The organism is Stenotrophomonas sp. GD03930 (genome assembly GCF_029839665.1).
Taxonomy (GTDB): domain Bacteria; phylum Pseudomonadota; class Gammaproteobacteria; order Xanthomonadales; family Xanthomonadaceae; genus Stenotrophomonas; species Stenotrophomonas forensis.
Genome location: NZ_JAOCAV010000001.1, coordinates 1,511,443 through 1,536,822 on the forward strand (window position 1 = coordinate 1,511,443; position 25,380 = coordinate 1,536,822).

The window sequence follows — 25,380 nt, forward strand, 5'->3', positions numbered from 1 at the left end:
GAGCTTGCTCGACTGACCGCGCAGGGCGCGGCAGAGCAGTCGAGCAAGCTCGACTCTACAAAGGCGGTGCGTCAGGCATTTCCGGCGTCAAGGAGCGGTGGTACGTCAGGTGTTCCAGGCGTCAGGACGGGCGGCACGTCAGGCGTTTGCAGCGTTCAAATCGACCACGTGCCCGCCGACCACTACCTGCTGCAGGCGCAGCTCGGCGTCCAGCACCACCAGGTCGGCGCGGGCGTCGGGCGCGATGCGGCCGCGATCGCCCAGGCCGAGGTAGTCGGCCGGGAAGGTGGAAACGCGTTGCGAGGCGTCAGCCAGGTCCAGCCCGACCCGCACCAGGTTGCGCAACGCCTGGTCCATGGTCAGCGCGCTGCCGGCCAGCGAACCGGTGGCCAGTCGCACGCAGCCGCCGCACTTGTGCACGCGTTGCTCGCCCAGGGCGTATTCGCCATCGGGCATGCCGGTGGCGGCAGTGGCGTCGGTCACTGCGTACAGGCGCGGGATCGCGCGCGCGGCCAGCCGGATCACGCCGGGGTGGATGTGCTGCAGGTCGGGAATGATCTCGGCGTACTGCGCATGCGCCAGCGCCGCCGCGGCAATGCCCGGGCGATAGTGATCGACGCCGGTCATGCCGTTGAACAGGTGGGTGAAGCCGGAGGCGCCGGCCTGCAGTGCGGCCACGCCTTCCTCGTAGGTACCGGCGCTGTGGCCGAGCTGCACACGGATGCCCATCGCTGCAAGCGCGGGAATCAACGCGGTGTGCTCGCCGATCTCCGGCGCCAGCGTCATCACCCGGATCGGGGCGAGTGCGTGCAGCTGCTGCACCAGGGCCAGCGTCGCTTCGATCGTGCGGTTGGGCTGCGCGCCCAGCCGTTGCGGGCTGATGAAGGGGCCCTCCAGATGCACGCCGACAATGCTCGCGGCCTCTGCATCTGGTGCCGCCATCGCAGCGGCCACGCCCTGCAGCGCGTGCTCGATTTCGTCCAGGCCGGCGGTCATGGTGGTCGCCAGCAGCGTGGTGGTACCAAAGCGCAGATGGGTACGGGCAATGGTGCGCGCCACGTCGCCGCCCTGCATCAGGTCCACGCCGGCTGCGCCATGCACATGCAGGTCGATGAAGCCGGGCAGGATCACCGGCAGCTGCAGATCGTCAGCGCCGCTGTGGTCGTCCACCTGCAGCTGGCGCACGTGCGAATCGAAATGGACATGGCCGCGCCGCCAACCCAGTGGGGTGAGGATGCGGCCCTGCAGGGAGCGGGTGTCGGTCATGCGGTGGGCTCGGCGATGATCACCTCGATGCCCAGTCGCTGCAGCCCCTCGCGGGTGGCGTCGTCGATGCCGGCGTCGGTGATGATGGTATGGATCTGGTCCAGCAGGGCGATGCGGTGCAGGCTGACGCGGCCGAACTTGGAGGCATCGGTCAGCACCACGATGCGGCGCGCGCGCTCGACCATGCGGTGGTTGAGGCGGGCTTCGGCTTCGTCGTGGGTGGTCAGGCCGAACTGCAGGTCCAGGCCATCCACGCCCAGGAACAGGGTGTCGAAGCTGTACGAGTTGAGGCTGGCTTCGGCCTGGCTGCCCTGCAGCGACAGCGACTGCTGGCGCAGCAGTCCGCCGGTCAGCAGCACGTTGATGCCGGGTGCATTGGCCAGTTCCCAGGCGATGTTCAGGCCGTTGGTCATCACCGTGACGTCGCGCTGTGTGCGCAGGTGGCGGGCCAGGGTCATCGTGGTCGAACCGGAGTCGATGATGATGTTGTCGCCGGGGCGCACCAGGCGTGCGGCGCAGGCGCCGATTGACTCCTTCAGCGGCAGGTTCAGCGAATCCTTCTCGTGGATGTCCTGTTCCTGCGGCGGCGTGCGCACCAGGGTGGCGCCGCCGTGGGTGCGGTTGGCCAGGCCCTGCGACTCGAAGTGGGTCAGGTCGGCCCGGATGGTCACCGCCGACACGCCGAAGCGCTCGACCAGATCGGCTACCTGCACCGAGCCGTGCTCGATCAGCAGCTGCAGGATCTGTTGCCGGCGGGAGCGGGTGTTGCGCATGGCCATTCTCGGTTTCGCGGGGAAAGGTAGAGATTAGCCGTTCGCAGGAACGGCGGCAGCCGAAGCTGCGGTCCGCGTGCGGATGCCGGCCTGGTTGGCGCTGCAGGCGCGGGCGTACTCGCCCAGGCACAGGCCGATACGGTGCTGCACCAGTGCGGTGGGCGTGTTGGCCAGGGCGCCTTCGCGCACGGCACGGTACTGCTCCGGCAGGTACTGGCTGAGCAGCACCAGTGGCGGTGCGTGCCGTTGCAGGTTGGCGAACAGGGTCTGCACCGCCTGCACCAGCGCCGGCTCGCCCCAGTAGTAGCGGCAGCGGTCGCTGAAGGAGTAGCTGCGCAGCAGGCGCAGTGCGGCGTCATCGCCCTGGTAGTAGGACTGCCAGTACTTCGGCTGCGCGACCATCACCTCGTCCAGCACCTGCGGCAGGCGCGAGCATTGCGCGGCCGGCAGCAGTTCCGCTTCGATCGCAGCCAGCGCGAACAGCGCTTCGCGATAGGCGAAGGTGGCGGCCGGGCCGACCTTGAGGATGGCGAAGTGGTCGCGCACAAGTGCGTGCAGCCCGCTTTCGCGCTGGTAGTCGGTGGAGTGCGCTTCGAACACGATGCGCGGCTGCTGTTCGAGGAAATCGGCCAGCGTGCCAGCGGCGGCGGCATCGTACTCGTGCACGCTGCTGTGGTCGAAGTCCACGCCCGGCTGCACCACCATCGCGATCACGCGCTGCCAGGCATCGCGCAGCTGCGGCGTATCGAACGCCTGCTGGTGGATGGCCAGGGTCTGCGCGGCGGCCGCGGGCGTGGTCACCTGCAGGCCTTCGGCCAGCGAGGCTTCGCCTCCGGGAATCGGCACTTCGGTACCGATCACGTAGACCGGCGGTGGCAGGCCATGCTCGGCGGCGGTGCGCTCGGCGATCCCGGCCAGCTCGGCCGAGCGTGCGGCGACGATGGCATCGGGCAGCGGCACCGGGTCATCGGCGCAGGACATGCTGCAGTCCAGATGGATCTTGTGGAAGCCGGCGGCGACGTAGGCCTCGATCAGCACGCGGGCGTGGGTCATCGCTTCGGCGGCCGGGTGCTTCTGCCAGGCATTCGGGCCAAGATGATCACCGCCCAGGATCAGCCGCTCGCGCGGGAACCCTTCTTCATCTGCCAGGGTGCCGACGTAATCGCGGTACTGCGGCGGGGTCATGCCGGTGTAGCCGCCGAACTGGTCGACCTGGTTGGAGGTGGCCTCGATCAGCAGCACGGTGCCGTGCGCCAGTGCCACGTGCATGGCGGCGCGCAGCACCTGCTCGTTGCTGCAGCAGACGCTGTACAGGCCGACGTTGGCACCGGCACGGTGGGAAGCAAGCAGGGTCTGCAACGGGGACATGGTCAGGCTCCGGACATCAGGAAAACGAGGGGTGGCAGGCGAGCAGAGCAGCACCACGTGCGCCGCCGGCATCGCCGAAGCGGGGCGGCACGATCGGCGGTACCTGCACGCCGTTGAACAGATGGGTGGCGATGGCCGCTGGCAGCTGCTGGTACAGCGGCGCGTACTGCGAGAGGCCACCGCCCAGCACGATCACATGCGGGTCCAGCGCCAGCACGAGTGCGGCCAGGCTGTGGCCGAGCAGGTCGCGGTGGATGTCCAGCGCCTTGCGCGCGCGGGTATCGCCGGCTTCGGCGAGTGCGATCACCGCGCTGGCGTCGGCGGCACTGCCGCCCAGATGGCGTTCGATCATCGCCAGTCCACTGCCGGAGACGTAACGCTCGACGCAGCCCTGCAGGCCGCAGGCGCAGTCGATCAGCGGCAGGCCGTGGCGCTGCAGCAGGTGGCCGGGCACGCTCCAGTGGCCCCATTCGCCGGCCAGGCCGTTGAAGCCGGACAGCAGGCGGCCGTGCAGGCAGAAACCACCGCCTGCACCGGTGCCGAGGATGGCGCCAAACATGCTGGGGTAGCCGTCGGCGGCACCGCCATGTGCTTCCGACAGGGCGAAGCACTGCAGGTCGTTGCCGAAGTGCAGCGGGCGCTGCAGGCGGGCCTGCAGATCCGACGCCACGCTGTGGCCGGTCAGTGCCGGCACGTTCGCGCTGAGCTGGCGACCCGTGCGGCGATCACGCACGCCGGGCAGCGCGATGCCGATGGCGGCGTCGTTGCGGCCCAGTGCGGCATCTGCATCGGCCACCAGCCCCAGCATCGCCTGCAGGAAGCCTTCATAGTCGCCCTGCGGCGTGCTGACGCGGCGGCGCCAGGTGACCTGCATCGCCGCATCGCACGCCACCAGCTCGATCTTGGTGCCGCCGATGTCGATGCCGTAGGCGGCGTGGGCGATCAGCTCAGCCATGGTGGATGGTGACGCCCTTGACGACGCGGTTGACGGTGCCGTCCGGGAACGGGTTGTCCGGGGTCAGGCCCAACGCGGCCGAGCGTTGCAGCGCGAACAGCTGCGCAAAGCCCAGCCACACCGGCGCCAGCCACGGGTCATCCAGTGCCGGCACGGTGAGGGTGTATTCGTCTTCGGCACCGATATCCGAATGCGGGCCGATCGCCAGCACCTGGCCGGCCACGCCGTCGCGACGCAGTTCTTCCAGCAGGTCCTGCTCGTAGCGGCGCGCCAGCGGCTGCACGCTGCGCAGCACCACCACCAGCGTGTTGCCGTCCAACGTCGACTTCGGGCCGTGGCGGAAACCCAGTGGCGTATTGGCCAGCGCCAGCACGCGGCCGGCGGTCAGCTCCAGCACCTTCAGCGCGCACTCGCGGGCCAGCGCTTCCAGCGGGCCGCTGCCGAGATAGATGATGCGGTTGAACGGGCGCTGCGCCAGCGCGGCGACCGGCGCATCCCACTGCGCCTGGCCTTCGCGGGCCAGCGCGGCGATCTGCTTCAGGCGCGCGATGCGCGCGTCCCACGGCGAGCGGTCGAATACGGTCAGCGCGGCCAGCAGCATGCAGGTCAGGCTGCTGGTCATGGCGAAGGCGCGGTCGCAGCTGGCCGACGGCATCAGCAGGGTGCAGGTATCGCCGCGGCCGGCACCGCGGCGGGCCAGCTCGCCATCGGCGTTGCAGGTGATGTCGAGGAAGCGTGCGTCATCCACGTCGCCGCGCACGCGGTCCACTGCCGCCACGCTTTCCGGGCTGGAGCCACTGCGGCCGAACGAGACCAGCAGGGTCGGGCGGTCGCGCTGCAGGTACAGCGCCGGGTGGGTCAGCAGGCTGGTGGTATGCACCACGCGCACGTCGGCCGGCCACTGCGCGTTGATCGCGTCGGCCACCATCTCGGCGATGAAGCCGGAGCTGCCGGCGCCGGTGAACAGCACGCGCTGGTGGGGATCGTTGAGGCTGTCGCCGAGGAAGGCCTGCAGGCGATCGCGGGCACGCGACAGATCCTGCGCAAGGGCTTCCCACAGCGCAGGCTGCTGGGCGATTTCGGTAGCGGTATCGGCTCCGCCCAGGCGCTGCCAGGCGGACACATCGGAAAGCAGGGTGACGTCCATTCGGAGGTTCCAGTTGGGCCAGCGCACCATCTGTGTTTTCTTTCGAAATGTCAAATACCGAAAGTAAAAAGAAAGAAAACGTGATGCCGTGTTTGCCTTGAGCAGAGCGTACGGGAAAACGAAAGAAGAGGCTGGATGCCGTATCGCACAATGCTTAACAGGCGTCTGCAAGCGCTTACACAAAGTATTGCGACGCAACAACTTTCGTTTCAAAGGAATATATCTTCCTTTTTCCTTTCAATTTGTTGACATCTTTCGAATCGCTGCCCTAGAGTCGGCCCAATCGCTTTCGAAACGCCCGGTGAACGGGTTGGGAGTCCGCGTGGAAAACTGCGTTCGTCGCTCGCCGCTGATGCTGGCCCTGTTGCCGGCGCTGATGCTGGCGTCCCTGCCGGCCCGGGCAGAGCCGGTCGGCAACCTGCGTTCGGTGGCCGCCAGCGACAGCCGCGACGGCGTGCAGGGCTGGGACCTGCAGACCGACAAGGGCGCGCGCATCCGCATCGAACTGCCGGCGACCGACATCATCCGCGTGCAGGCCGGCCGCAATGGCACGCTGACCGGCGCGGGCGACAAGGCCGCGCCGATCGTACTGCCGCAACCGAAGGCGAACGTAAAGGCGCAGCTGGAAGAAGACGCGCAGGAAATCCGCGTGCGTACCGATGCACTGGTGCTGCATGTGCAGCGGCAGCCGTTGCGCCTGCGCCTGGAGCGCCTGGACAACGGCCAGCCCACCGCGTTGTGGCAGGAACTGCAGCCGCTGGACCTGGATGCCACGCAGAGCGTGCAGGTGCTGTCCTCGCAGGCTGACGAAGGCTACTTCGGTGGTGGCCAGCAGAACGGCCGCTACCAGTTCAAGGGGCGCGAGCTGGAGGTGTCCTATTCCGGCGGCTGGGAAGAGGGCGACCGCCCCAGCCCGGCACCCATGCTGCTCAGCAGCCGCGGCTGGGGCATGCTGCGCAACACCTGGAGCGATGGCAGCTACGACCTGCGCCAGCCAGACCAGGCCACGCTGCTGCATCGCGAGGATCGTTTCGACGCGTACTACTTCGTCGGCGCCGACCTGCCGAAGCTGATCGAACGCTATACCCAGCTGACCGGCCGCCCCAACATGGTCGCGCGCTGGGCGCTGTCCTATGGCGATGCCGATTGCTACAACGACGGCGACAATGCGAAGAAGCCGGGTACCGTGCCCGAGGGCTGGAGCGACGGCCCGACCGGCACCACCCCCGACGTGATCGACAGCGTGGCCAAGCAGTACCGCGCGCACGACATGCCCGGTGGCTGGATCCTGCCCAACGATGGGTATGGCTGCGGTTACAAGCAGTTGCCGGAAACGGTGAAGGGCCTGGCCGGCTACGGCTTCCGCACCGGCCTGTGGACCGAGAACGGCGTCGACAAGATCGCCTGGGAAGTGGGCAAGGCCGGCAGCCGCGTGCAGAAGCTGGACGTGGCCTGGACCGGCAAGGGCTACCAGTTCGCGATGGACGCCAACCGCCAGGCGTTCAACGGCATCCTCGACAATTCCGATTCGCGCCCGTTCCTGTGGACGGTGATGGGCTGGGCCGGCATCCAGCGCTACGCAGTGGCCTGGACCGGCGACCAGAGCAGCAGTTGGGACTACATCCGCTGGCACGTGCCGACCCTGGTCGGGTCGGGCCTGTCCGGCATGGCCTACGCCAGCGGTGACGTTGATGCGATCTTCGGCGGCAGCGCCGAGACCTTCACCCGTGATCTGCAGTGGAAGGCGTTCACCCCGGTGCTGATGGGCATGAGCGGCTGGTCGTCGAACGCGCGCAAGCACCCGTGGTGGTACGACGAGCCCTACCGCAGCATCAACCGCGATTACCTGAAGTTGAAGATGCGCCTGACCCCGTACATGTACGGGCTGGTGCACGAAGCCGCGCAGACCGGCGCGCCGCCGGTACGTGGCCTGATGTGGGACAACCCGCGCGATCCGCATGCGCAGGATGAGACCTACAAGTACCAGTTCCTGCTCGGCCGCGACCTGCTGGTGGCGCCGGTGTACCGCAGCCAGGCGGCCAGTCGTGGCTGGCGCCGCGACATCCACCTGCCGGCCGGCGGCTGGATTGATTACTGGGATGGCCGCCGCGTGCAGGCCGCCGCCGACGGACGCCAGCTGGATCGCCAGGTCGACCTGGCCACGCTGCCGGTGTTCGTGCGTGCCGGTGCGATCCTGCCGATGTACCCGTCGATGCTGTTCGACGGTGAAAAGCCGCTGGATGAGGTGACGTTCGACCTGTACCCGCAGGGTGATTCGCAGTACACGCTGTACGAAGACGATGGCAACACCCGCCGTTACCAGCAAGGCGAGTCGAGCACGCAGGTGATCCGCGTGCAGGCACCGGCGCAGGGCAGTGGCCCGGTGCAGGTGCAGATCGATGCGGTGCAGGGCCAGTACAACGGCCAGCTGGCGCAGCGTCGCTATGGCCTGCGCGTACTCAGCCGGCAGGCGCCGCGTGCGGTGCAGGCCGGCGGTCGCGCGCTGCCTGCGTTGGCTGACGCCGCCGCCTTCAACACTGCGGCCGAAGGCTGGTACTTCGACGCCCAGGAGCGCCGCGGAACGCTGCATGTGCGCACAACCGCGCAGGACATCCGCCAACCGCTGCAGCTGCAGCTGGACTTCGCGGTAGCCGCTGCCGTCGCCGATGATGCCTACCCCGCCGCGCCGGTGCTCGGCCGCGAACTGCCGGCCGACAGCCTGCTGGTGGTCAACCGCCCGCCCGAAGAGCCCGGCCATGCGCTGGAAAACGCCTTCGACGATGATCCCGCCACCTGGTTCCGCAGCGTGCGCAACCAGGCGGTGCGCACCGGGGCACACGAGTGGGTGATCGGCTTTGGCGAGCGCAGGATGATCGATGGCATCGACATCGCCCCGCGCAACGACAAGAACTGGAAGCACGGCCAGGTGCGCGATTACGAGGTGTACCTGGGCGACAGCAATGGCGAGTGGGGCGAGCCGATTGCCCGTGGCCGCCTGCAGCTGAAGGAAGGGGTGCAGCGCATCGACTTCCCGGCGCATGCCGGCCGACTGCTGCGGTTCCGCGTGCTGAGCGTGCAGAACCCGGAGGGCGACGGCGCCAGCAGCACCGACCCGATGGTCACCGCAGCGCAGGGCAGTGCCCGCGCCTTCGATGCGCTGCAGCCGCGCGACGTCGGCCCGATCGCGCTGTCCACCTTCCACATCCTTGAGCACCAGGAACCGGAGCGACCGGCCCGGCAGCGCTATCTCTCCGAGCTGCCGGTGCCGGCCGCGCTGGCCAGCCAGGTGCGCGCCGACCAGTCGTTCCGTGGCGATGCCGGCATGCGCATGAACGGCCTGCAGTTCCGCCGTGGCCTGGGCGTGGCCGCCAACAGCCGCATCGACCTGCGCCTGCAGGGCGGCTGGCGCCTGCTGCGCGCCGACCTCGGCATCGACGACGCGTGCCGCACTGCCGGTGGCCTGCAGTTCCAGGTCTGGGGCGACAACCGCCTGCTGTACGACAGCGGCCTGGTGAAGGCGCCCGGCGTGGTCAAGCCGGAGCTGGACATCCGTGGCCTTTCCACCCTGAGCCTGCGCACGCTGGGTGCGCAGGGCAGCCAACCCGCCCAGGTCTGTGCCAACTGGGCCAACGCCGTGCTGATCGGCCAGGAGGGCGACTCCGCCAGCATCGTCGCCCCATGACCCCCCCGTAACACCGCTCCTCCCCCCGCCCATACCGACTACGGCCCTGCTGGCCGTGGCCCGGGAGCGTTTTGCCCGCCGATCCACCATTCGCGCCGCACCCCTGCCAGGAGAGAACCCCGATGTTGCCCGCACGCCACCACCGCCCCCCCTGTCGCTCGATCGCTCCGCTGACGCTGGCCATTGCCGGCGTGCTGCTCTCGGTCGCCGTTCCTGCCGTTGCACAAGAGAGCAAGGACAAGGCCACCGACCTGGCCCGCATCGAGGTGACCGGCTCCAACATCCGCCGCACCGACGTTGAAACCGCATCGCCGGTGCAGGTGATCAGCAAGCAGGACATCCAGAACATGGGTGCGCGCACGCTGCTGCAGGTGCTGGACAACCTGCCGGCCGCGCGCCCGGCGCAGCAGGACGCGCGTTCGCTGTTCACCGGTTCCGACGGTGCTTCGCAGGCCAACCTGCGCGGGCTGGGTGCACAGGGCACGCTGGTGCTGCTGAACGGTCGTCGCCTTTCGTACTACGGCGCACCGGCCGGCTTCCAGACCCAGTTCGTCAACATCGATGCGATTCCGGCCGCGGCCATCGAGCGCATGGAAGTGCTGACCGACGGCGCCTCGGCGGTGTACGGCACCGACGCGGTGGCCGGCGTGATCAACGTGATCACCAAGCGCAACTTCCAGGGTGCCGAAGTCAGCTTCACCAACGACACCTCCTCGCGCATCGACTCCTACGGCGAACGCCAGGCCAGCATCACCGCCGGCTTCGGCGACCTGGCCGAGAACCGCTTCAACATCTACGGCGCGGTGAACATGTACCGCCGCGACGCGATTCCGCTGAGCGACTTCTACGACAAGCGGCCCGACCAGTACTACGTCAACAACCCGAACTACCTCAACAACCTGCGCCTGGGCGTGGGCAGCAAGCCGGGCGAGTTCAACCCGGGCAGCTACTTCGCGTTTGATCCGGTGACCGGCCGCCGCGTGCAGGAGGCGGCACCGGGCTGCAAGAACGTGCTGACCAGTGAAGCGGCCGGCCCGCGTTGCGTCTGGGAAACCTGGATGAACAACGAGATCGATGCCGGCGCCAAGTCCGAGCGCAACACCGCCTACCTCAACGGCACCTTCCTGGTGGGCGAGAGCACCGAGATTTTCGCCGAGGCGACCTACACCGACATCGACCTGCGTGCCAACGGTGGCACCCCGCGCACCTACGGCACCACCACCGGCAACCCGACCAGCTGGTTCTCGCGCAACACCGGCAACAACGTCAACCAGTTCCTGTATCCGTTCCTGGGCCCGAACAACGAGTACAACCACGCCAGCCCGGAAATGAAGGCGATGATGGGCGGCGTGGTCGGCCTGCAGTACCTGCTGCAGGATGCCGGCGCCAACTACTTCGGCCAGCGCAACACCGACAAGAGCTACCGTGTGCTGGCCGGCGCGCGTGGCAACGTGGGCGACTGGAACTGGGAGACCGCGTTCGCCAGCGCCGGTACCCACTCCACCACCTACCAGACCATCAACGTCAACACCAAGGGCTTCGAGAAGGCCTTCGGCCCGTACACGATCGATCCGGGCACCGGCCGCGTGATCATTTCCGATCATCCGGCCTACAAGTTCGGCGAGATCAGCGAAGCCAACGCCGCACTCATCCGTGAAGCCTTCCCGACCTTCGACATCCAGTCGTGGACGCGCCTGCATACCCTGGACGGCAAGATCGAAGGACCGCTGTTCCAGCTGCCGGCCGGCGAAATGCGTGCAGCGTTCGGCTTCAACGCCAGCCGCGAAACCTTCTACACCCCGGGCAACGCTGATGCGGCCAACGGCCTGATCACCCAGCAGGGCGGCTCGTGGTTCGATGGCAAGCGCAACACCTATGCGCTGTTCGCCGAGACCGTGGCGCCGATCACCGACAAGCTGGAGCTGGATGCGGCGGTGCGCGTGGACAAGTACCCGAACTTCAGCGCCAACATCGCACCGAAGATCGGCTTCAAGTACCAGGCCTTCGATCAGCTGATGCTGCGCGGTACCTACTCCACTGGCTTCCGCGCACCGAGCCTGGCCGAGTCCGGCAACGGCGGCGTGTTCGCACAGCTGGGCGGCTTCCGCGACGAGCTGCGCTGCAACGAGACCAACGCCATCGCCAACCTGCTGCTGAAGTCGCAGCGGCCGGGCGATGTCGACCTCGGCAAGACCCTGCTGAACGTGGATTGCAGCCGTACCGTGGCGCGCATGACCCAGCCGAACAAGGACCTGAAACCGGAGAAGGCGAAGATCGCCACCCTTGGCTTCGTCTACGAGCCGGCCAGCTGGCTGTCGGTGTCGGCCGACTACTGGTTCATCTACCGCAACAACGAGATCGTCGCGCCGGACTACCGCCGCATGGAAGACATCATCTCGATGTCGCGTTCGCCGATCACCGACAGCGACCGGGCCAACCTGGCGCAGCTGGCGGCGATGTGCGCCGATCCGGCCAGCGGCGTGAGCTGCCCGGCGAACCTGCCGGGCTACTCGGTGGGCAACGTGGCCAGCGTGGTCGGCCAGTACAAGAACCGCGGCAAGACGCTGATCGACGGCTTCGACATCGATGCGCGCAGCCGCTTCTCGCTGGGGGACTGGGGCAACCTGAACATTGGCCTGGCCGCCACCATCGCCAACCGCAACCGCTTCTACATGGATGCGGAGAACGGCTGGTACTACGGCGATGTGGTGGGCTACTACAACAACCCGCGCCTGCGTGCCACGCTCAATGCCGACTGGACCTACAAGCAGGTGACCACCAGCATGTTCGTCAACTATGTGGGCGGCACCAAGTGGGCCACCGACCAGGTCGACGAAGTGAGCAACAACAAGGAAACCTGCACCGGCGGTTACCTGGCACTGCAGAAGAGCAAGTGTGACGGTGCACCGTCGTGGTGGACCGCCAACATGAGCGTCACCTGGCGCCCGGATGATGCCTGGAACCTGAGCTTCACCGTCAAGAACCTGTTCAACCGCCTGCCGTTCTATGACCCGAACAGCTTCCTGGGTGACTCCAGTGACTACGCGACCATCTTCGGTCGTGGTTACAGTGTGACCATCGGCTACCGGTTCAAGTAATTCCGTTTGCGTGACCTGGCGTGCCGGCTGCGGCCGGCACGCTGCCTAGAGGAGAGATGTTTGCCATGAAGCGTAGGGAATTCATCGCGGCCAGCGCCGCTGTCGCCGCCAGCAGCCTGCTGCCGCAGACCCCGGCATGGGCACGCGGGCGCAAGGTGCGCCTGGCCATGATCGGTACCGGCATGCGTGGCCTGGTGCTGCTGAAGGAACTGGTGCGCCGCGACGATGTCGAAGTGGTCGCGCTGTGCGACATCGAGCCGATCATGCTCGGCCGCGCCGTGGACATGGTCAGCAAGGCCGGCAAGCCGGCGCCCAAGACCTATGGCCAGGACCGTGACACCAACGCCTGGAAGCGCCTGCTGGAACAGAAGGGCATCGATGGCGTGATCATCGCCACGCCGTGGGAATACCACGCACCGATGGCGATTGCCGCGATGCAAGCCGGCGTGGCCGTGGGCTGCGAAGTGGTGGCCGGCATCACCCTGCAGGACCACTGGGACGTGCTGAAGACCCAGCTGAGCACCGGCACCCCGTACATGCTGCTGGAGAACGTCTGCTACCGCCGTGACGTGATGGCCGCACTGCAGATGGTGCGCCAGGGCCTGTTCGGCGAGCTGGTGCATCTGCAGGCCGGCTACCAGCACGACCTGCGCGGCGTGAAGTTCAACTCCGGCGATCCGAACCAGCCCTACGACAGCGGCGTGGAGTTCGGCGCCAAGGGCTGGAGCGAAGCGCGCTGGCGCACCGAGCATTCGGTCGAGCGCAACGGTGAGCTGTACCCCAGCCACGGCATCGGCCCGTGCGCGATGTACACCGGCATCAACCGCGGCAACCGCTTCACCCACATCAATGCGTTCGCGACCAAGGCGCGCGGCCTGCACGAATACACCGTGGCCAAGAGCGGCGGCACCACCCACCCCAGCACCAGGGTCAAGTTCAAGCTGGGCGACATCGTGACCACCACGCTGGCCTGTGAGAACGGCGAAACCATCCTGCTGCAGCACGACACCTCGCTGCCGCGCCCGTACTCGATGGGCTTCCGCGTGCAGGGCACCAAGGGCCTGTGGATGGATGTCAACCATTCGATCCACATCGAAGGCCGCAGCCCGCCGCACCAGTGGGAAGAGTTCAAGAAGTACCAGGACGAGTACGAGCATCCGCTGTGGAAGCAGAACGCGGACACCGCCGCCAGCGCAGGCCACGGTGGCATGGACTGGTTCGTCATCCATGCCTTCGTGGAAGCGCTGAAGGCCAAGGCACCGATGCCGATCGATATCTACGACGCGGTGACCTGGAGTGCGATCACACCGCTGAGCGAGCAGTCGATCGCCAACAGCTTCCAGACGCTGGAGTTCCCGGACTTCACCGCGGGCGCGTGGAAGCAGCGCAAGCCGATCTTCGCGTTCGACGGCAAGTACTGAGTTCTGCCCCTTCCATGCGGTGACAGCAACGCCGGGCATTGCCCGGTGTTGCTGTTTTTCCTGCCTCACTGCGCAGGCCAGCGCTCTGCTACCCGATCGGCCAGCACCAGCCGGGTATCCATCTGCCGGCCATCGCGCAGATAACGGACGCCCACGCCGGTTCCCACCGGGCGCTCGCGCAGCTGCGCGCGCCAGTCGCCCAGCTTCCGCGTGGCCACCGGCTCGCCATCGATCATGACAATGCGGTCATCCCTTCGCAGCCCGGCGCGCGCCCCGGCGCTGGTTGGTGCCACATCGGCCACACGCAGTGCGCCGTCTTCGGCCTGCAGCCACAACCCGCTGCGGTCAAAGGCATCGGCTTGCGTGCTTTCCGCGTTGGGCACCAGATAAAGACGCCTGGCGTTGTAGTCGACGCCCATGGAGAAGCGCCGCAGCACGCCGCCGCCGAGGATCGCGCCATAGTCGGCCAGGGCCAGCGCGCCCTTGTCGGTGCTGGACAGGTCGCCGACCAGGCCGTTGACCTCAATGCTGCCCATGCGCAGCACACCCAGCCGTGCCGGTCGCGCGCGGCCTGGCCCACCCAGACCCCATCCCAGCACCGCCTCCTCACTGGCGTGGTATTTCCCAAGCAGGCCATGCGCACGCACGAACGGGCTGCTCAGGCTCAGCGAACTGCGTGACCCGGTGTCCAGCCACAGACGCAGCGGGATACCGTCCAGCTCGCCATTCAGTACCGGTGCGCGATCGTCCTGTTCGAACGGCAGCATCACGGCGTTGGCGGGCGGCTGGTAGTGGCCCGGCCGGGTGAAGCTGAGCACGCGCGCGCCATAGTCGAAGGTGGTGACGAAGCGCAGGAAGGTCTCATAGCCGATGAAGCCATCGTGTGGCACGCCCATCGAGTTGACCTGCTGGCCAAGGTCGATGATGTGGAACACCGGGTTTGCAAGGTGCGCGCCACCGATGCGCAGGTGGCGGGCTTGTGCCAAGCCCAGGTCGCTGGCGTTGTCGCCGGCGCCGTGCACGCTCAGGCGCCCCGTGGCGGTCAGGCCCAGGCGCTTGGCGGCCGTGGGTGTCAGCAGGTTGATGGCGCCGGTGTCGACCAGGAAGCGTGCCGGCTGGCCATCCACCTCGGCCTCGATATAGACATGGTTGTTGATCAGGTCGAACGGGACGCGGGTGGTGCCGCTGGCATCCTCGATGTAGCTGTCGGCGGCCATCGTGGGAGGTGCATACAGCGCATCCGGCGCCGGGCTGTTCACCCGGTAACGCTGCACCCGCACGTCGCTGCGCAATCGTGGATCGGCACGGCCCTGGGCATCGAGGGTGTCGGTGATGATGCGGTGGGGCAACATCAGACCTTCCACGGCCCGGTAGTCTTCCAGCGTGGTGGCGGTGGGTGCGCGCGCGGAGGCAATGACCACGCGGCCGAGCAGGCCAGTGCGGGTGTCGAACCAGAGCTCGATCGGGTCCGCTCCCTCCGGCGTGGTTGACAGCACGTCATAGCGCTGTCCGTTGTGAATCCCGCCACGCGGGCCTGCAAAGCGTGAGGCCGGGTAGGCGCTGGACCAGTAGCCGCGGGTGGTCAGCCAGGACTGCGTGCGCGCGGTGCGGCGTGGCACGGTGCCATCCAGCAGGCCGACTTCGCCGCCGTAGTCGCGCCGCCAGGACAGGCGCCCGTCAAAGCCCTGCGCAACGGCGAAGGTGCCCAGTTGCGCCTGTTCGACGTAGCACCCGGTGCGCACATCCTGGCTGAGGTGCCAACGGCCCTGCAGACCACCCAGCGACTGCTCGCCCTCAGCCTGCAGGTGCTGTGTAGCCTGCCAGCGCTCGCCGCCACTGGCTGCGCGGGCCCTGGCCAGCACATCGGCAGCATCCACCGCTGCGGCGTGTAAAGGAACCGCCAGCATCCACAGCAGGCCACACAGCATCCGTCGCAAACGCATCGCTTCACCTCCTTCATTGGGTCAGAAGGTGATGGCAGCGCAGGGACGGGAGATATTCGACCGGGCGTGAAGGATTGGACGTTCAGTCGGACGTGGTGCGACGGCGTCGGTACTCGCTGGGTGTCTGTCCGGTGGCGCGCTTGAATGCACTGTTGAAGGTCGACTTGCTGCCGAAGCCGGCGGCAAGGCCGATGTCCAGCACGCTGCGGAGGTCGGACGGATCGGACAGGCACGTTCTCGCTGCAGCCACACGGAAGCCGGTCACGAACTCAGAAAAGTTCTGGCCCAGGCCCTGGTTGAGGGCCTGCGAGACCTGGTTTGATGACCAGCCGCTGCGCAGGCTGAGGGACTGGAGATCCAGTCCGGGTGCTTCATGCAGGCGTTCGTCCTGCATCAATGCGGTCAGCGCGCTGGCAATGGCCGCGCACTGCGTTGCATCGATGCCGGAGCGTTCGTAGCGTGCGTGGGTCGTACCCCCGGCGGATGCGGGCATGTCCACCATGACAGGTGCCGAAGTGACCACACGTGCACGCAGCTGCTGGCGTACGACCTGGCACGCCAGCAGGTACATGCCTGCCGTGGTCAACAGGCTCAGCCCGATGCTGGCCAGCAGCGGGGCGGCGTCCGGCGGCCACCGGTTCATCGCGCTGGCCAGCCAGCAGCCCGCCATCACGATCGCCAGCCCGCGTAGTCCGCTGCGTTGGATGGCAGTTCCGCGCGGAGCCGAAGGCGTGCGCAGTGACAGCCACAGCGTGGCCAGCAGGTAGGGCGTGCCCTGCAGCAGCCAGCCATGGAAGCTGAGCTGGAACAGCACCTTGCCCAGCGGCGAGGCTTCGAAAGGCGCAGCAGCATTCAACAGGGAAATGACGAACGCGAGCATGGCCGGCAGCAGATGCGCGAGCGGCAGCAACGAAGTGTGGTCCGGCGCAGGGGACAGCAGCGCACGTGCATGGCGGTACAGCAGCGGACCCAGCAGAAAGACCAGTGGCACCTCGATGACCCGCAGCCAGCGCACCGCGTCGGGCGAGAGCCAGGCCTGGCCACCCAGCAGCACCAGCCCGGACAGACTGGCGGCAGCAAAACAGGCGAAGAACGCAGTGAGCAGCAGATTGCCACGCCCCGTGCGGCCGACACTCACGCCGGTGGACAATGCGGCCAGGCCGAGAATCGCGGCGCCTGCCGCCAGTTTCAGCAGATCCGGTGGCGTCATGCGCGCAGTGTTGATGAAGCGCACGGCATCGTCCAGCGCCGGGAGCAGCGTGCAGGCAACAAGGGGAAGATGGCGCGCCCGGAGGGATTCGAACCCCCGACCAATGGCTTCGGAAGCCACTACTCTATCCGGCTGAGCTACGGGCGCGTTGTAGAACCGCCGCGCCGTCGGCCAGTGCCGGGGCGGGCATCGCAGCGCCATGAAGCGGTGCGGGACCGGCATTCTATCCAGTTTCGCCGAACAAATCTCCCCCCGCCAGGCAAAGCCCTGCCGGAGGGGCAGGAGTATCCTATGGGCATGGCTGATACCCCCCTCACTTCGCCGCAGTCGTCGGCGACGCCGCGTTGGCGGCATTACTGGAGTCTGATGCGCGCTGATCGCCCGATCGGCACGCTGCTACTGCTGTGGCCCACCTGGTGGGCGCTGTGGCTGGCCGCCGGCGGCCTGCCGCCGCTGTGGACGCTGTTCGTGTTCACCGCGGGCGTGTGGTTGACCCGTTCGGCCGGTTGCGTCATCAACGACTACGCCGACCGCTGGCTCGACCCGCATGTGGAACGCACCAAGGCGCGTCCGCTGGCCACCGGCGCGATCAGTGGTCGCGCCGCGCTGGTGTTGTTCGCGGTGCTGATGCTGGTGGCCTTCGGGCTGGTGCTGACCCTGAACGGGCTGACCATTGGCCTCAGCTTCATCGGCGTGTTCCTGGCCGCCAGCTACCCCTACCTGAAGCGCTATACCCATCTGCCGCAGGTCTACCTGGGCATGTCGTTCGGCTGGGGCATCCCGATGGCATTCGCCGCCGTACAGGGCGAGGTGACGATGCTGGGCTGGCTGCTGTACGCCGGCAACATCCTGTGGTCCACCGCCTACGACACCTGGTACGCCATGGTCGACCGCGAGGATGACCTGAAGATGGGCTCGCACTCCACCGCGATCCTGTTCGGTGATCTCGACCTGGTCATCCAGGGCGTGCTGTATGCGCTGTTCCTGGCCACCATGGCGCTGGTCGGCGTGCGCGGCGGGCTGGGCGGGTACTACCTGGCTGGTGTGGCCGTGGCTACCGCGCTGGTGGTGTACGAGTTCTGGATCTGCCGCAACCGCGAACGCGGCCCGTGCTTCAAGGCGTTCCTGCACAACAACTGGGTCGGTGCCGCGCTGTTTGCCGGCATCGCCGTGGACCTGGCGCTGCGCTGACGCCAGGGCTGGGTAGAGCCGGCCGCTGGCCGGCTGCACACGTGAGCGATCCCCAGGTTGCCGGCCAGCGGCCGGCACGACCAGCCTCCGCCACCTACGACAATTCCTGGGTTTGGTAGAGCCGGCCGCTGGCCGGCTGCACACGTGTGCGATCCCGAGGTTGCCGGCCAGCGGCCGGCACGACCAGCCTCCGCCACCTACGACAATTCCTGGGTTTGGTAGAGCCGGCCGCTGGCCGGCTGCACACGTGAGCGATCCCGAGGTTGCCGGCCAGCGGCCGGCACTACCAGCCTCCGCCACCTACGACAATTCCTGGGTTTGGTAGAGCCGGCCGCTGGCCGGCTGCACACGTGCACGATCCCGAGGTTGCCGGCCAGCGGCCGGCACGACCAGCCTCCGCCACCTACGACAATTCCTGGGTTTGGTAGAGCCGGCCGCTGGCCGGCTGCACACGTGCACGATCCCGAGGTTGCCGGCCAGCGGCCGGCACTACCAGCCTCCGCCACCTACGACAATTCCTGGGTTTGGTAGAGCCGGCCGCTGGCCGGCTGCACACGTGTGCGATCCCGAGGTTGCCGGCCAGCGGCCGGCACTACCAGCCTCCGCCACCTACGACAATTCCTGGGTTTGGTAGAGCCGGCCGCTGGCCGGCTGCACACGTGTGCGATCGCGAGGTTGCCGGCCGGCGGCCGGCACGACCAGCCTCCGCCACCTACGACAATTCCTGGGTTTGGTAGAGCCGGCCGCTGGCCGGCTGTGCACGTGTGCGATCGCGAGGTTGCCGGCCGGCGGCCGGCACGACCAGCCTCCCACCTACGACCAATAGGTGGCTGACAGCCCGCACCCCACCGCCCAGAATCGGTCCATCGAACCTGGGAGGGTAGGCGATGGCCTCGACGGCAGCAGGACAGGACGGCTGGATGGCGCGCGCTGCGTTGCGCTCGGCCGCCTGGGCGGAAAAGTGGTTCCCCGATGCGTATGTGTTCGCGGTGCTGGGCGTGGTCATCGTTGCGCTGGCCGCGATGGGCTTCGGCTCGACCCCGCACGCTACCGCCAGCGCCTTCGGTGACGGCTTCTGGAGCCTGATTCCCTTCACCATGCAGATGGCCTTCGTGGTCATCGGTGGCTATGCCGTGGCCACTGCGCCGGTGGTCGCGCGCTTCATCGACTTCCTCGCCCGGGTGCCACGCACCGGCCGTGGCGCGGTGGTGTACGTGGGCCTGATCAGCATGCTGGCCTCGCTGCTCAGCTGGGGCTTCTCGCTGGTGTTCGGCGGCCTGCTGGTGCGGGCGCTGGCGCGCCGTACCGAGCTGCGCATGGACTACCGCGCGGCCGGTGCGTCGGCCTATCTCGGCCTGGGGGCGGTGTGGGCGATGGGGTTGAGTTCGTCGGCCGCGCAGCTGCAGGCCAACCCGGCCAGCATGCCGCCGGGGCTGGTGGAGATCACCGGCGTATTGCCGTTCACCGAAACCATCTTCCTGTGGCAGTCGATCGCGCTGACCGCGGTGCTGATCCTGGTCTCGCTGCTGATCGCCTGGTTGACCGCGCCGGCCGCCGGCAGCGCCCGCACCGCCGAGGATTTCCCCGGTGCCGCGCAGGCCGAGCCGGAACCGCTGCAGCGACGCACGCGTCCTGGCGAATGGCTGGAGTACAGCCCGCTGCTGACCGTGCTGCTCTCGCTGCTGGCGTTCGGCTGGCTGTTCAACGAGTTCGCCAACAAGCCGGTGGTCACCGCCATCGCCAACCTCAACACCTACAACTTCCTGTTCATCTCGTTGGGCCTGCTGCTGCACTGGCGGCCGCGCAGTTTCCTCAACGCGGTGGCCAAGGCGGTACCGAGCACCACCGGCGTGCTGATCCAGTTCCCGCTGTACGGCGGCATCGCCATGATCCTGACCCACGCTGCCGGCGGTGACGGGCAGACGCTGGCGCACCGGTTGTCGAGCCTGTTCGTGCACGTGGCCAGCACCGATACCTTCGCGCTGGTGATGGGCGTCTATTCGGCGGTGCTGGGCTTCTTCGTGCCGTCCGGCGGTGGCAAGTGGATCATCGAGGCGCCGTACGTGATGCAGGCCGCCAACGAACTGAAGGCGCACCTGGGCTGGGCGGTACAGGTCTACAACGCGGCCGAAGCGCTGCCGAACCTGATCAATCCGTTCTGGATGCTGCCGCTGCTGGGCGTCCTCGGCCTGAAAGCACGCGACATCGTCGGCTTCACCTTCATCCAGCTGCTGGTGCACATCCCGCTGGTGCTGGGCCTGCTGTGGCTGCTGGGCATGACCCTGGCGTATGTGCCGCCGGTGATGCCTTGAATCCGGCGCGGGTGTCCCTGCAGCAGGGCACACCCGCCACGTTCAGCGCGCGTTCCGGGCCGCGGCAGCCATGAATGCGCGCTGCCCCGACGCTGGCATGAGCACATGCCGAACCCGCATGAATCCTTCATGGGCTTGTGCTGCAAGGGCCTTGGCGTGTTCATTCACGCGCGTACACACAGGTGTAGCCGCCCACGCACGCGTGATTAACCAATCGCTGCAGACGATGGCCCTGTCCACCGCATTTCGCGCGTGGCTTTCGGAGAACGGACATGGCACAGCAGAACCAGAACCCGAACCAGAAGCAGCCGGGCCAGCAGAACCAGCAGGATCAGCAGCAGGGTCGTCGTGACCAGCAGCAACAGCAGCAACAGGATCAGCAGCGCAAAGAACGCAACCAGCAGCAGGGCGGCCACGACGAAGAAGAATGACCACGCGCGGTACGCGGCGTGACCGGTGAAGCCCCGCCTCGTGCGGGGCTTCGCTTATTCCAGCACGCCGATACGCTGCAGCACCGGCGCGGCCGACATGTCGTTGGGGTTGGTGCCGGGCTGGTCCTGCGGAACCTCCATGCCCATGCCGTGGTACAGGTCCACCCAGTGCTGGGCGATCTGCCCGGTCTGCGGATTGCGGAAGTTCATCGGCTGCAGCGCGAACACGTGATGCGCGCGGAAGGCGCGTTCGATGAAGTCCGAGCAGTAGTAGCTGTCCTCATTCAACACGTATGACGTGTTGTACGGCTTGCCGAGCATCGTGCGTGCGGTGGCGACCGCATCCTTGATGGTCGCCTGCTGCGGCGCACGCAGTCGATAGACCACGATCTGCCGATGCTTGGCCCGAGCGTCCTGGCGGAACGCGGACAGTGACTGCCGGCGCGATCCCTTCTCGTCGGCGTGCAGTACCTCCCAGCCCTTCGGCGCGGAAGCGACCAGCGCGACGTGATCGAAGCTGGGCGTGCCCTGCTTGCCGGTGGCATCGTCGATGGCCGCGCTGAGGCCGCTGCGGCCGGCAGTCACGAACAGCAGGTCGCCTTCGCGGACATCGACGGCCATTGCCACGGCCGGCCACAGGGCGGGTAGCAGCAGGCCGATCAGGAGCAGGAAGCGATGCATGGAATTCCCGGACAGGCAGAATGCAGCGATTGTAGGGGGCGCGGTAGCATGGGGCGACCCAACCGGATTCAGGATGAGCCCATGCGTCGATATCGTTCTGCTGCAGTGCTGGCGCTGGCCTGTGGCGTGGGGCTGGTTGCCTGCACGCCCGAGCCGCCGCCAATGCCCACGGAAACCGCGCCGGCCGCGCCCGCGCCGACATCCACGGCCGCAGCGGTTCAGTCGGCGCCGGCCAGTGCTGAATGCCCTTATCCGCAGTTCGATGCGTTCCTGAAGCACTTCGGCCACGAGATCGCGCTGCAGGAAAAGGCCACCGCCGACCCACTGCTGGACAGCTACATCGATGCCGAGGCCGAGCCGGAACCGCGCAAGGTCGAAAGCCGCCTGGCACTGGCCGACGTCGAGTGGCCGGTGATGCCTGATCCCGCCGCGCTGGCCGGGCAGGGGCGCGAGATGCAGGTCAGTGCGCTGGCCGATGGCCAGCGCCAGGTGCAGATCCGCACGCCGGACAGCAGCGACCAGCAGACCTACACCTTCGCGCAGGCGCCGTGCTGGACGCTGGTCAAGCGCGAGGACGAGTCGATCTGAAGGACGCCTGATCCGGCACAGGCGCGGGGCGGCAGCGGCTGCTAGGCTCGAGGCATGGTCCAGGCAGGGAGACGCCGATGCAGGCTCGCAGGATGCGCACTACCGCAGTCGTTGCCGTGATTCTGGCGATGGCCCCTCTTGCCGGTATCCGGGCGGAATCGCTGCAGGCCGATGATCGTGCCTACTTCGCCGATGCGGCGGCCGAGCAGCGCGCGCGTGATGCGCTGGAGAAGCAGCTGGAGGCCCTGCAGCATGCGGCCGGCATTGCGCCCGCGCAACGTTTCCAGCAGGCCGAGGCCATGCAGGCACAGTGCCTGCGCCATCATGCCTACCTGCACCTGCAGGCCGCCCGCAACGCGCGCGACCACCGACCGGCACAGGCGCTGGACCAGGTGATGGGGCTGTGCAGCCGCATCGCCCGAACTGCTCGCGCTGCCCTGCGTGAGGCGCCCATGGACGCGGCGTGGGCGGCACCGTATGCGTTCCTGCGCGCGCGTGCGCTGAAGGAAGCGGCTGCCCCGGCCGATGCCGCGATGGATGAGGCGGTGGACGCCCTGGCGGATCCGGCGCTGGACAGCTTCGCGCGCCTGCGTGGGCAGATCCTGCGCAGCGCCGAGTACCCGCAGATCGAGCGCGATGGACGGCACTGGGATACCGGGCACGACAAGCAGGCGCTGGCCCGGCATCCGGACCGCGCGCTGCGCGAGGCCGGTTGGAAGGGCTACTGGCAAGGTCTTCAATCACGCCGGGAGCCGATGGCCTCGGTACTGCTGGGGCTGGTGCAGGTGAACGATGCCGCCGCACGCCTGCAGGGCGATGGCTCGGCCCCGGCGCGTGGTTACCAGCGCATGGGCCTGGATACATCGGCGGTGGATGCGACGTTGCTGGCAATCGAACATCATGCTGGCGATCGGCGTGGCTACCAGAACATGCTGCTGCGCCACGCCGCGCGCTCGGGCATCGATGCGCCGCAGCTCTGGGATACCACGGTGCCCGATGCCGGATACACCCCGCCGGTGCTGGCGCTGCCGCAGCTGCGCGACACCGCCGCCGATGCCATGCAGCACCTGGGCCCGGCGTATGTTGGCGAGCTGCGCGCGCTGCTCGATCCGGCCAACCGGCGCATGGACCTGGCCACCGAGCGCGGTGACCGCAGCCTGGATGCCTTCCCGGTGAGCGCACCTGGCGTACCGGCAATGCTGTTCGTCGGCGTGCGCAGCGGCGAGCTGGAGAGCGATGTCGAGATCGCGCACGAAGCCGGTCACGCGCTGCATGGCGAGTGGATGCAGCGTGGCCATGCGTCGCCGCTGCAGCGCAATGGCAGCCCATGGCTGACCGAGGCGTTCGCCATCTACAACGAACTGCGCTTCCGCGACCAGCTGTACCAGCAGGCGCAGGACCCGCGGGCAAAGGCCTACTACCTGAAGTCGCTGCTGGACGACATGGTGCTGCAGCTGTTCACCTCGTCCGAGGAGGCGCAGCTGGAGCAGTCGATCTACCGCGGCGTGGCCGACAACACGCTGGGTACCGCCGATGACCTGGATGCGCTGACCGGCCAGGTGCTGGCGCGCTTCGGCCAGGATCCGGAGCATTATCCGCAGCTGCGCAACAGCTGGATCGGCAAGCGCCTGATGTATGACGACCCGAACTATCTGGTGAACTACCTGTATGCAGGGTTGTTGGCCGTGCAGCTCTACGTGCAGGACCAGCGCGACCCTGAGCGGTTCCGCCAGCGCTATCTGGCCGTGCTGGGCGAAGGCTTTGATCGCGCGCCGAACGAGCAGGTGGCACAGCTGCTGGGGCAGGCGCCGGATTGGCCGGCCCTGGTGGATGCCGATCTGCAGGTGTTCAACCAGTTGGCCGCACAGCTGCGGGCATTGCATGCGCGGATCGAGCAGGGGCAGGGCGCATGAGCGGGCTGCGCGCGGTCAGGCGGACCTGGGCCACGGTAGGGCTGTTGCTGCTGTGCCTGTTGCCGATGATGGCGATGGCCGCCGTGGCGGTGCCGGCGCTGGATGATCCGGTGGTGGACACCGCCCATGCGCTGTCGGCAGACACCCGCAACGCGCTGCGCACGCAGGCGCTACAGCTGCAGGCGCGTACCGGCGCGCAGTTGCAGGTGCTGGTGGTCGACCAGGTTGGCGACGAGGGCATCGAAGCCTATGCACAGCGGGTGTTCGAGCAATGGCAGCTGGGCCGCGCCGGTGTCGATGATGGCGTGCTGCTGCTGGTGGCCGTGCAGGACCGCCGCGTGCGCCTCCAGACCGGCTATGGCCTGGAAGGTGCGATTCCCGATGCCTATGCCGCACGCATCATCGACAAGGCGATCGTGCCGCGCTTCCGCGAGGGCGACCTCGACCAGGGGCTGCTGGATGGAACGAAGGTCGTGGTCGCGCTGATTGATGGCGAGGCGTTGCCGGGCTGGGAAGACCCGTCGGCACGCAACGTGCTGCCGCCGGACTGGCGCAGCGCGGATTCGGTGGTTGCCCTGTCGCTGCTGGCCGGCTTCCTCGCCGGGCTGTGGCGGTCGCCGCCCTCGCGGCCCGAGGCAAGGACGCCGGACGACTTCGCGCGCAGGCATCGCCAGCGCCGGCGCGGAACATCGCGTGCGGCCGCCACGCCGCAGACACGACCGAAGCGGTTACCGGCCTGGGGCCGCCCGGTGCTGGTGACTGCGGTGATCGCCGCCGGTGTGCTGGCGGCGGCGCTGTGGGCACCCCGCCAGGCAATGGCGGCGATCTGCTTCGTGCTGGCGCTGTGCGTACCCGTGGCGAGCCTGCTCGGCTGGTGCTGGCGCCGCAGCCGGGGCCTGCGCGTTGTATTGCTGGGCCTGCTCGGGGCCAATGGGGTGTTCTTCGGGGTGATGCTGCTGCGGGGCCAGTTGCCGCCCAGCCTGGCCCTGCACGTGTTGCTGGACCTGGCCGTGGGTATTGCCGCGATGCTGGTGTTTTTCATCGTACAGGCCGGCCGCGCGCGCTGGCACAAGGATCGCGGCAGCTTCGCGGTACGGTTCACGGTGTTGTTGCTGCTGAGCGCCGGCTACGCACTCTTCGCACTGCTGGCCATCGATCGGGCCGAGCCGGCGGCGCGCCTTGCGGCGACGATCGGGTGGAGTGCGGGCACGCTGGTGCTGTACTTCGTGTGGATCTTCACCCTGCTGCCGGCTGACAGGGCACGCGGCGGCCTGCGCTCATCCGGTGGCTCTCGCAGCGCGTCCAGCAGTGCGTCGTCACGTTCATCCTCGAGCAGTTCCAGCGATTGGTCCGGTGGCGGCGGGCGCAGCGGCGGCGGTGGCGCGTCGGGCAGCTGGTAGT

The 25,380-nt window shown here is 67.8% G+C and carries 17 protein-coding genes and 1 tRNA gene; 9 read left to right on the forward strand and 9 right to left on the reverse strand.

Translation table 11 applies throughout. The features are described 5' to 3' along the window. Nucleotides 1–138: 138 nt before the first annotated feature. From nagA to N5C18_RS06765, 5 genes are read right to left on the reverse strand one after another with little or no spacing between them, the layout of a single operon-like run. On the reverse strand, nt 139–1,266 hold the full coding sequence (gene nagA, locus N5C18_RS06745; protein ID WP_053512020.1) for an N-acetylglucosamine-6-phosphate deacetylase: 1,128 nt from the start codon (nt 1,264–1,266) through the stop codon (nt 139–141). Next, on the reverse strand, nt 1,263–2,039 hold the full coding sequence (locus N5C18_RS06750) for a DeoR family transcriptional regulator (RefSeq protein WP_279944111.1): 777 nt from the start codon (nt 2,037–2,039) through the stop codon (nt 1,263–1,265). The genes nagA and N5C18_RS06750 overlap by 4 nt, the downstream gene beginning before the upstream one ends. Nucleotides 2,040–2,072: 33 nt before the next feature. Continuing rightward, nucleotides 2,073–3,407 carry a D-tagatose-bisphosphate aldolase, class II, non-catalytic subunit gene (locus N5C18_RS06755; RefSeq protein WP_279944112.1) on the reverse strand — a complete coding sequence of 445 codons (1,335 nt, stop codon included), beginning with the start codon at nt 3,405–3,407 and terminating at the stop codon, nt 2,073–2,075. A gap of 16 nt (nt 3,408–3,423) precedes the next feature. Next, nucleotides 3,424–4,362, reverse strand: a complete 939-nt coding sequence (locus N5C18_RS06760) for an ROK family protein (protein ID WP_279944113.1) — start codon at nt 4,360–4,362, stop codon at nt 3,424–3,426. Next, entirely contained in the window at nt 4,355–5,509 is a 1,155-nt protein-coding gene (locus N5C18_RS06765) for an SIS domain-containing protein (protein ID WP_279944114.1), read from the reverse strand. The genes N5C18_RS06760 and N5C18_RS06765 overlap by 8 nt, the downstream gene beginning before the upstream one ends. A gap of 322 nt (nt 5,510–5,831) precedes the next feature. On the opposite strand from N5C18_RS06765, the gene N5C18_RS06770 reads away from it, so the two are divergent. The 3 genes from N5C18_RS06770 (at nt 5,832) to N5C18_RS06780 (ending at nt 13,710) form a co-directional block, all read left to right on the forward strand. Next, entirely contained in the window at nt 5,832–9,191 is a 3,360-nt protein-coding gene (locus tag N5C18_RS06770; RefSeq protein ID WP_279944115.1) for a TIM-barrel domain-containing protein, read from the forward strand. Nucleotides 9,192–9,313: 122 nt separating this feature from the next. Further along, nucleotides 9,314–12,289, forward strand: a complete 2,976-nt coding sequence (locus tag N5C18_RS06775; RefSeq protein ID WP_279944116.1) for a TonB-dependent receptor — start codon at nt 9,314–9,316, stop codon at nt 12,287–12,289. A gap of 65 nt (nt 12,290–12,354) precedes the next feature. After that, nucleotides 12,355–13,710, forward strand: a complete 1,356-nt coding sequence (locus N5C18_RS06780; RefSeq protein ID WP_164241623.1) for a Gfo/Idh/MocA family oxidoreductase — start codon at nt 12,355–12,357, stop codon at nt 13,708–13,710. Nucleotides 13,711–13,775: 65 nt separating this feature from the next. Here the strand turns inward: N5C18_RS06780 and N5C18_RS06785 are convergent, their stop codons facing one another. The 3 genes from N5C18_RS06785 to N5C18_RS06795 all read right to left on the reverse strand — a co-directional run bounded on the left by N5C18_RS06785 (nt 13,776) and on the right by N5C18_RS06795 (nt 17,010). Further along, nucleotides 13,776–15,653, reverse strand: a complete 1,878-nt coding sequence (locus N5C18_RS06785) for an aspartyl protease family protein (protein ID WP_279944118.1) — start codon at nt 15,651–15,653, stop codon at nt 13,776–13,778. An 82-nt stretch (nt 15,654–15,735) separates the two neighbouring features. Further along, on the reverse strand, nt 15,736–16,887 hold the full coding sequence (locus N5C18_RS06790) for a helix-turn-helix domain-containing protein (RefSeq protein ID WP_279944119.1): 1,152 nt from the start codon (nt 16,885–16,887) through the stop codon (nt 15,736–15,738). Nucleotides 16,888–16,933: 46 nt separating this feature from the next. Next, nucleotides 16,934–17,010 (reverse strand) — tRNA-Arg (locus tag N5C18_RS06795). Nucleotides 17,011–17,160: 150 nt separating this feature from the next. Between N5C18_RS06795 and ubiA the strand changes: the two genes are divergently transcribed. The 3 genes from ubiA to N5C18_RS06810 all read left to right on the forward strand — a co-directional run bounded on the left by ubiA (nt 17,161) and on the right by N5C18_RS06810 (nt 20,797). After that, nucleotides 17,161–18,054: a 4-hydroxybenzoate octaprenyltransferase gene (ubiA, locus tag N5C18_RS06800; RefSeq protein WP_279944120.1), complete on the forward strand. Its 894-nt coding sequence runs from the start codon at nt 17,161–17,163 to the stop codon at nt 18,052–18,054. Between the two features lie 887 nt (nt 18,055–18,941). After that, nucleotides 18,942–20,366 carry a TIGR00366 family protein gene (locus N5C18_RS06805; RefSeq protein WP_279944121.1) on the forward strand — a complete coding sequence of 475 codons (1,425 nt, stop codon included), beginning with the start codon at nt 18,942–18,944 and terminating at the stop codon, nt 20,364–20,366. Between the two features lie 272 nt (nt 20,367–20,638). Next, complete coding sequence (locus N5C18_RS06810) at nt 20,639–20,797, forward strand: hypothetical protein (RefSeq protein WP_014038817.1); 159 nt, start codon at nt 20,639–20,641, stop codon at nt 20,795–20,797. A 54-nt stretch (nt 20,798–20,851) separates the two neighbouring features. Here N5C18_RS06810 and N5C18_RS06815 read toward each other — a convergent pair whose 3' ends face one another. Then, the gene (locus N5C18_RS06815) at nt 20,852–21,478 is read right to left on the reverse strand and encodes a YiiX/YebB-like N1pC/P60 family cysteine hydrolase (RefSeq protein ID WP_279944122.1); all 627 of its coding nucleotides are present in this window, start codon (nt 21,476–21,478) and stop codon (nt 20,852–20,854) included. Nucleotides 21,479–21,559: 81 nt separating this feature from the next. Here N5C18_RS06815 and N5C18_RS06820 point away from each other — a divergent pair, with 81 nt between their 5' ends. The 3 genes from N5C18_RS06820 to N5C18_RS06830 all read left to right on the forward strand — a co-directional run bounded on the left by N5C18_RS06820 (nt 21,560) and on the right by N5C18_RS06830 (nt 25,379). After that, entirely contained in the window at nt 21,560–22,066 is a 507-nt protein-coding gene (locus N5C18_RS06820) for a hypothetical protein (protein WP_279944124.1), read from the forward strand. Between the two features lie 77 nt (nt 22,067–22,143). After that, a complete protein-coding gene (locus N5C18_RS06825) occupies nt 22,144–23,979 on the forward strand; it encodes a M3 family metallopeptidase (protein WP_279944125.1) in 1,836 nt (611 codons plus the stop codon). Continuing rightward, nucleotides 23,976–25,379, forward strand: coding sequence for a TPM domain-containing protein (locus N5C18_RS06830; RefSeq protein WP_053511764.1), 1,404 nt, complete (start codon nt 23,976–23,978; stop codon nt 25,377–25,379). Before N5C18_RS06825 ends, N5C18_RS06830 begins: the two co-directional genes overlap by 4 nt. The last annotated feature ends 1 nt before the right edge of the window (nt 25,380 follow it).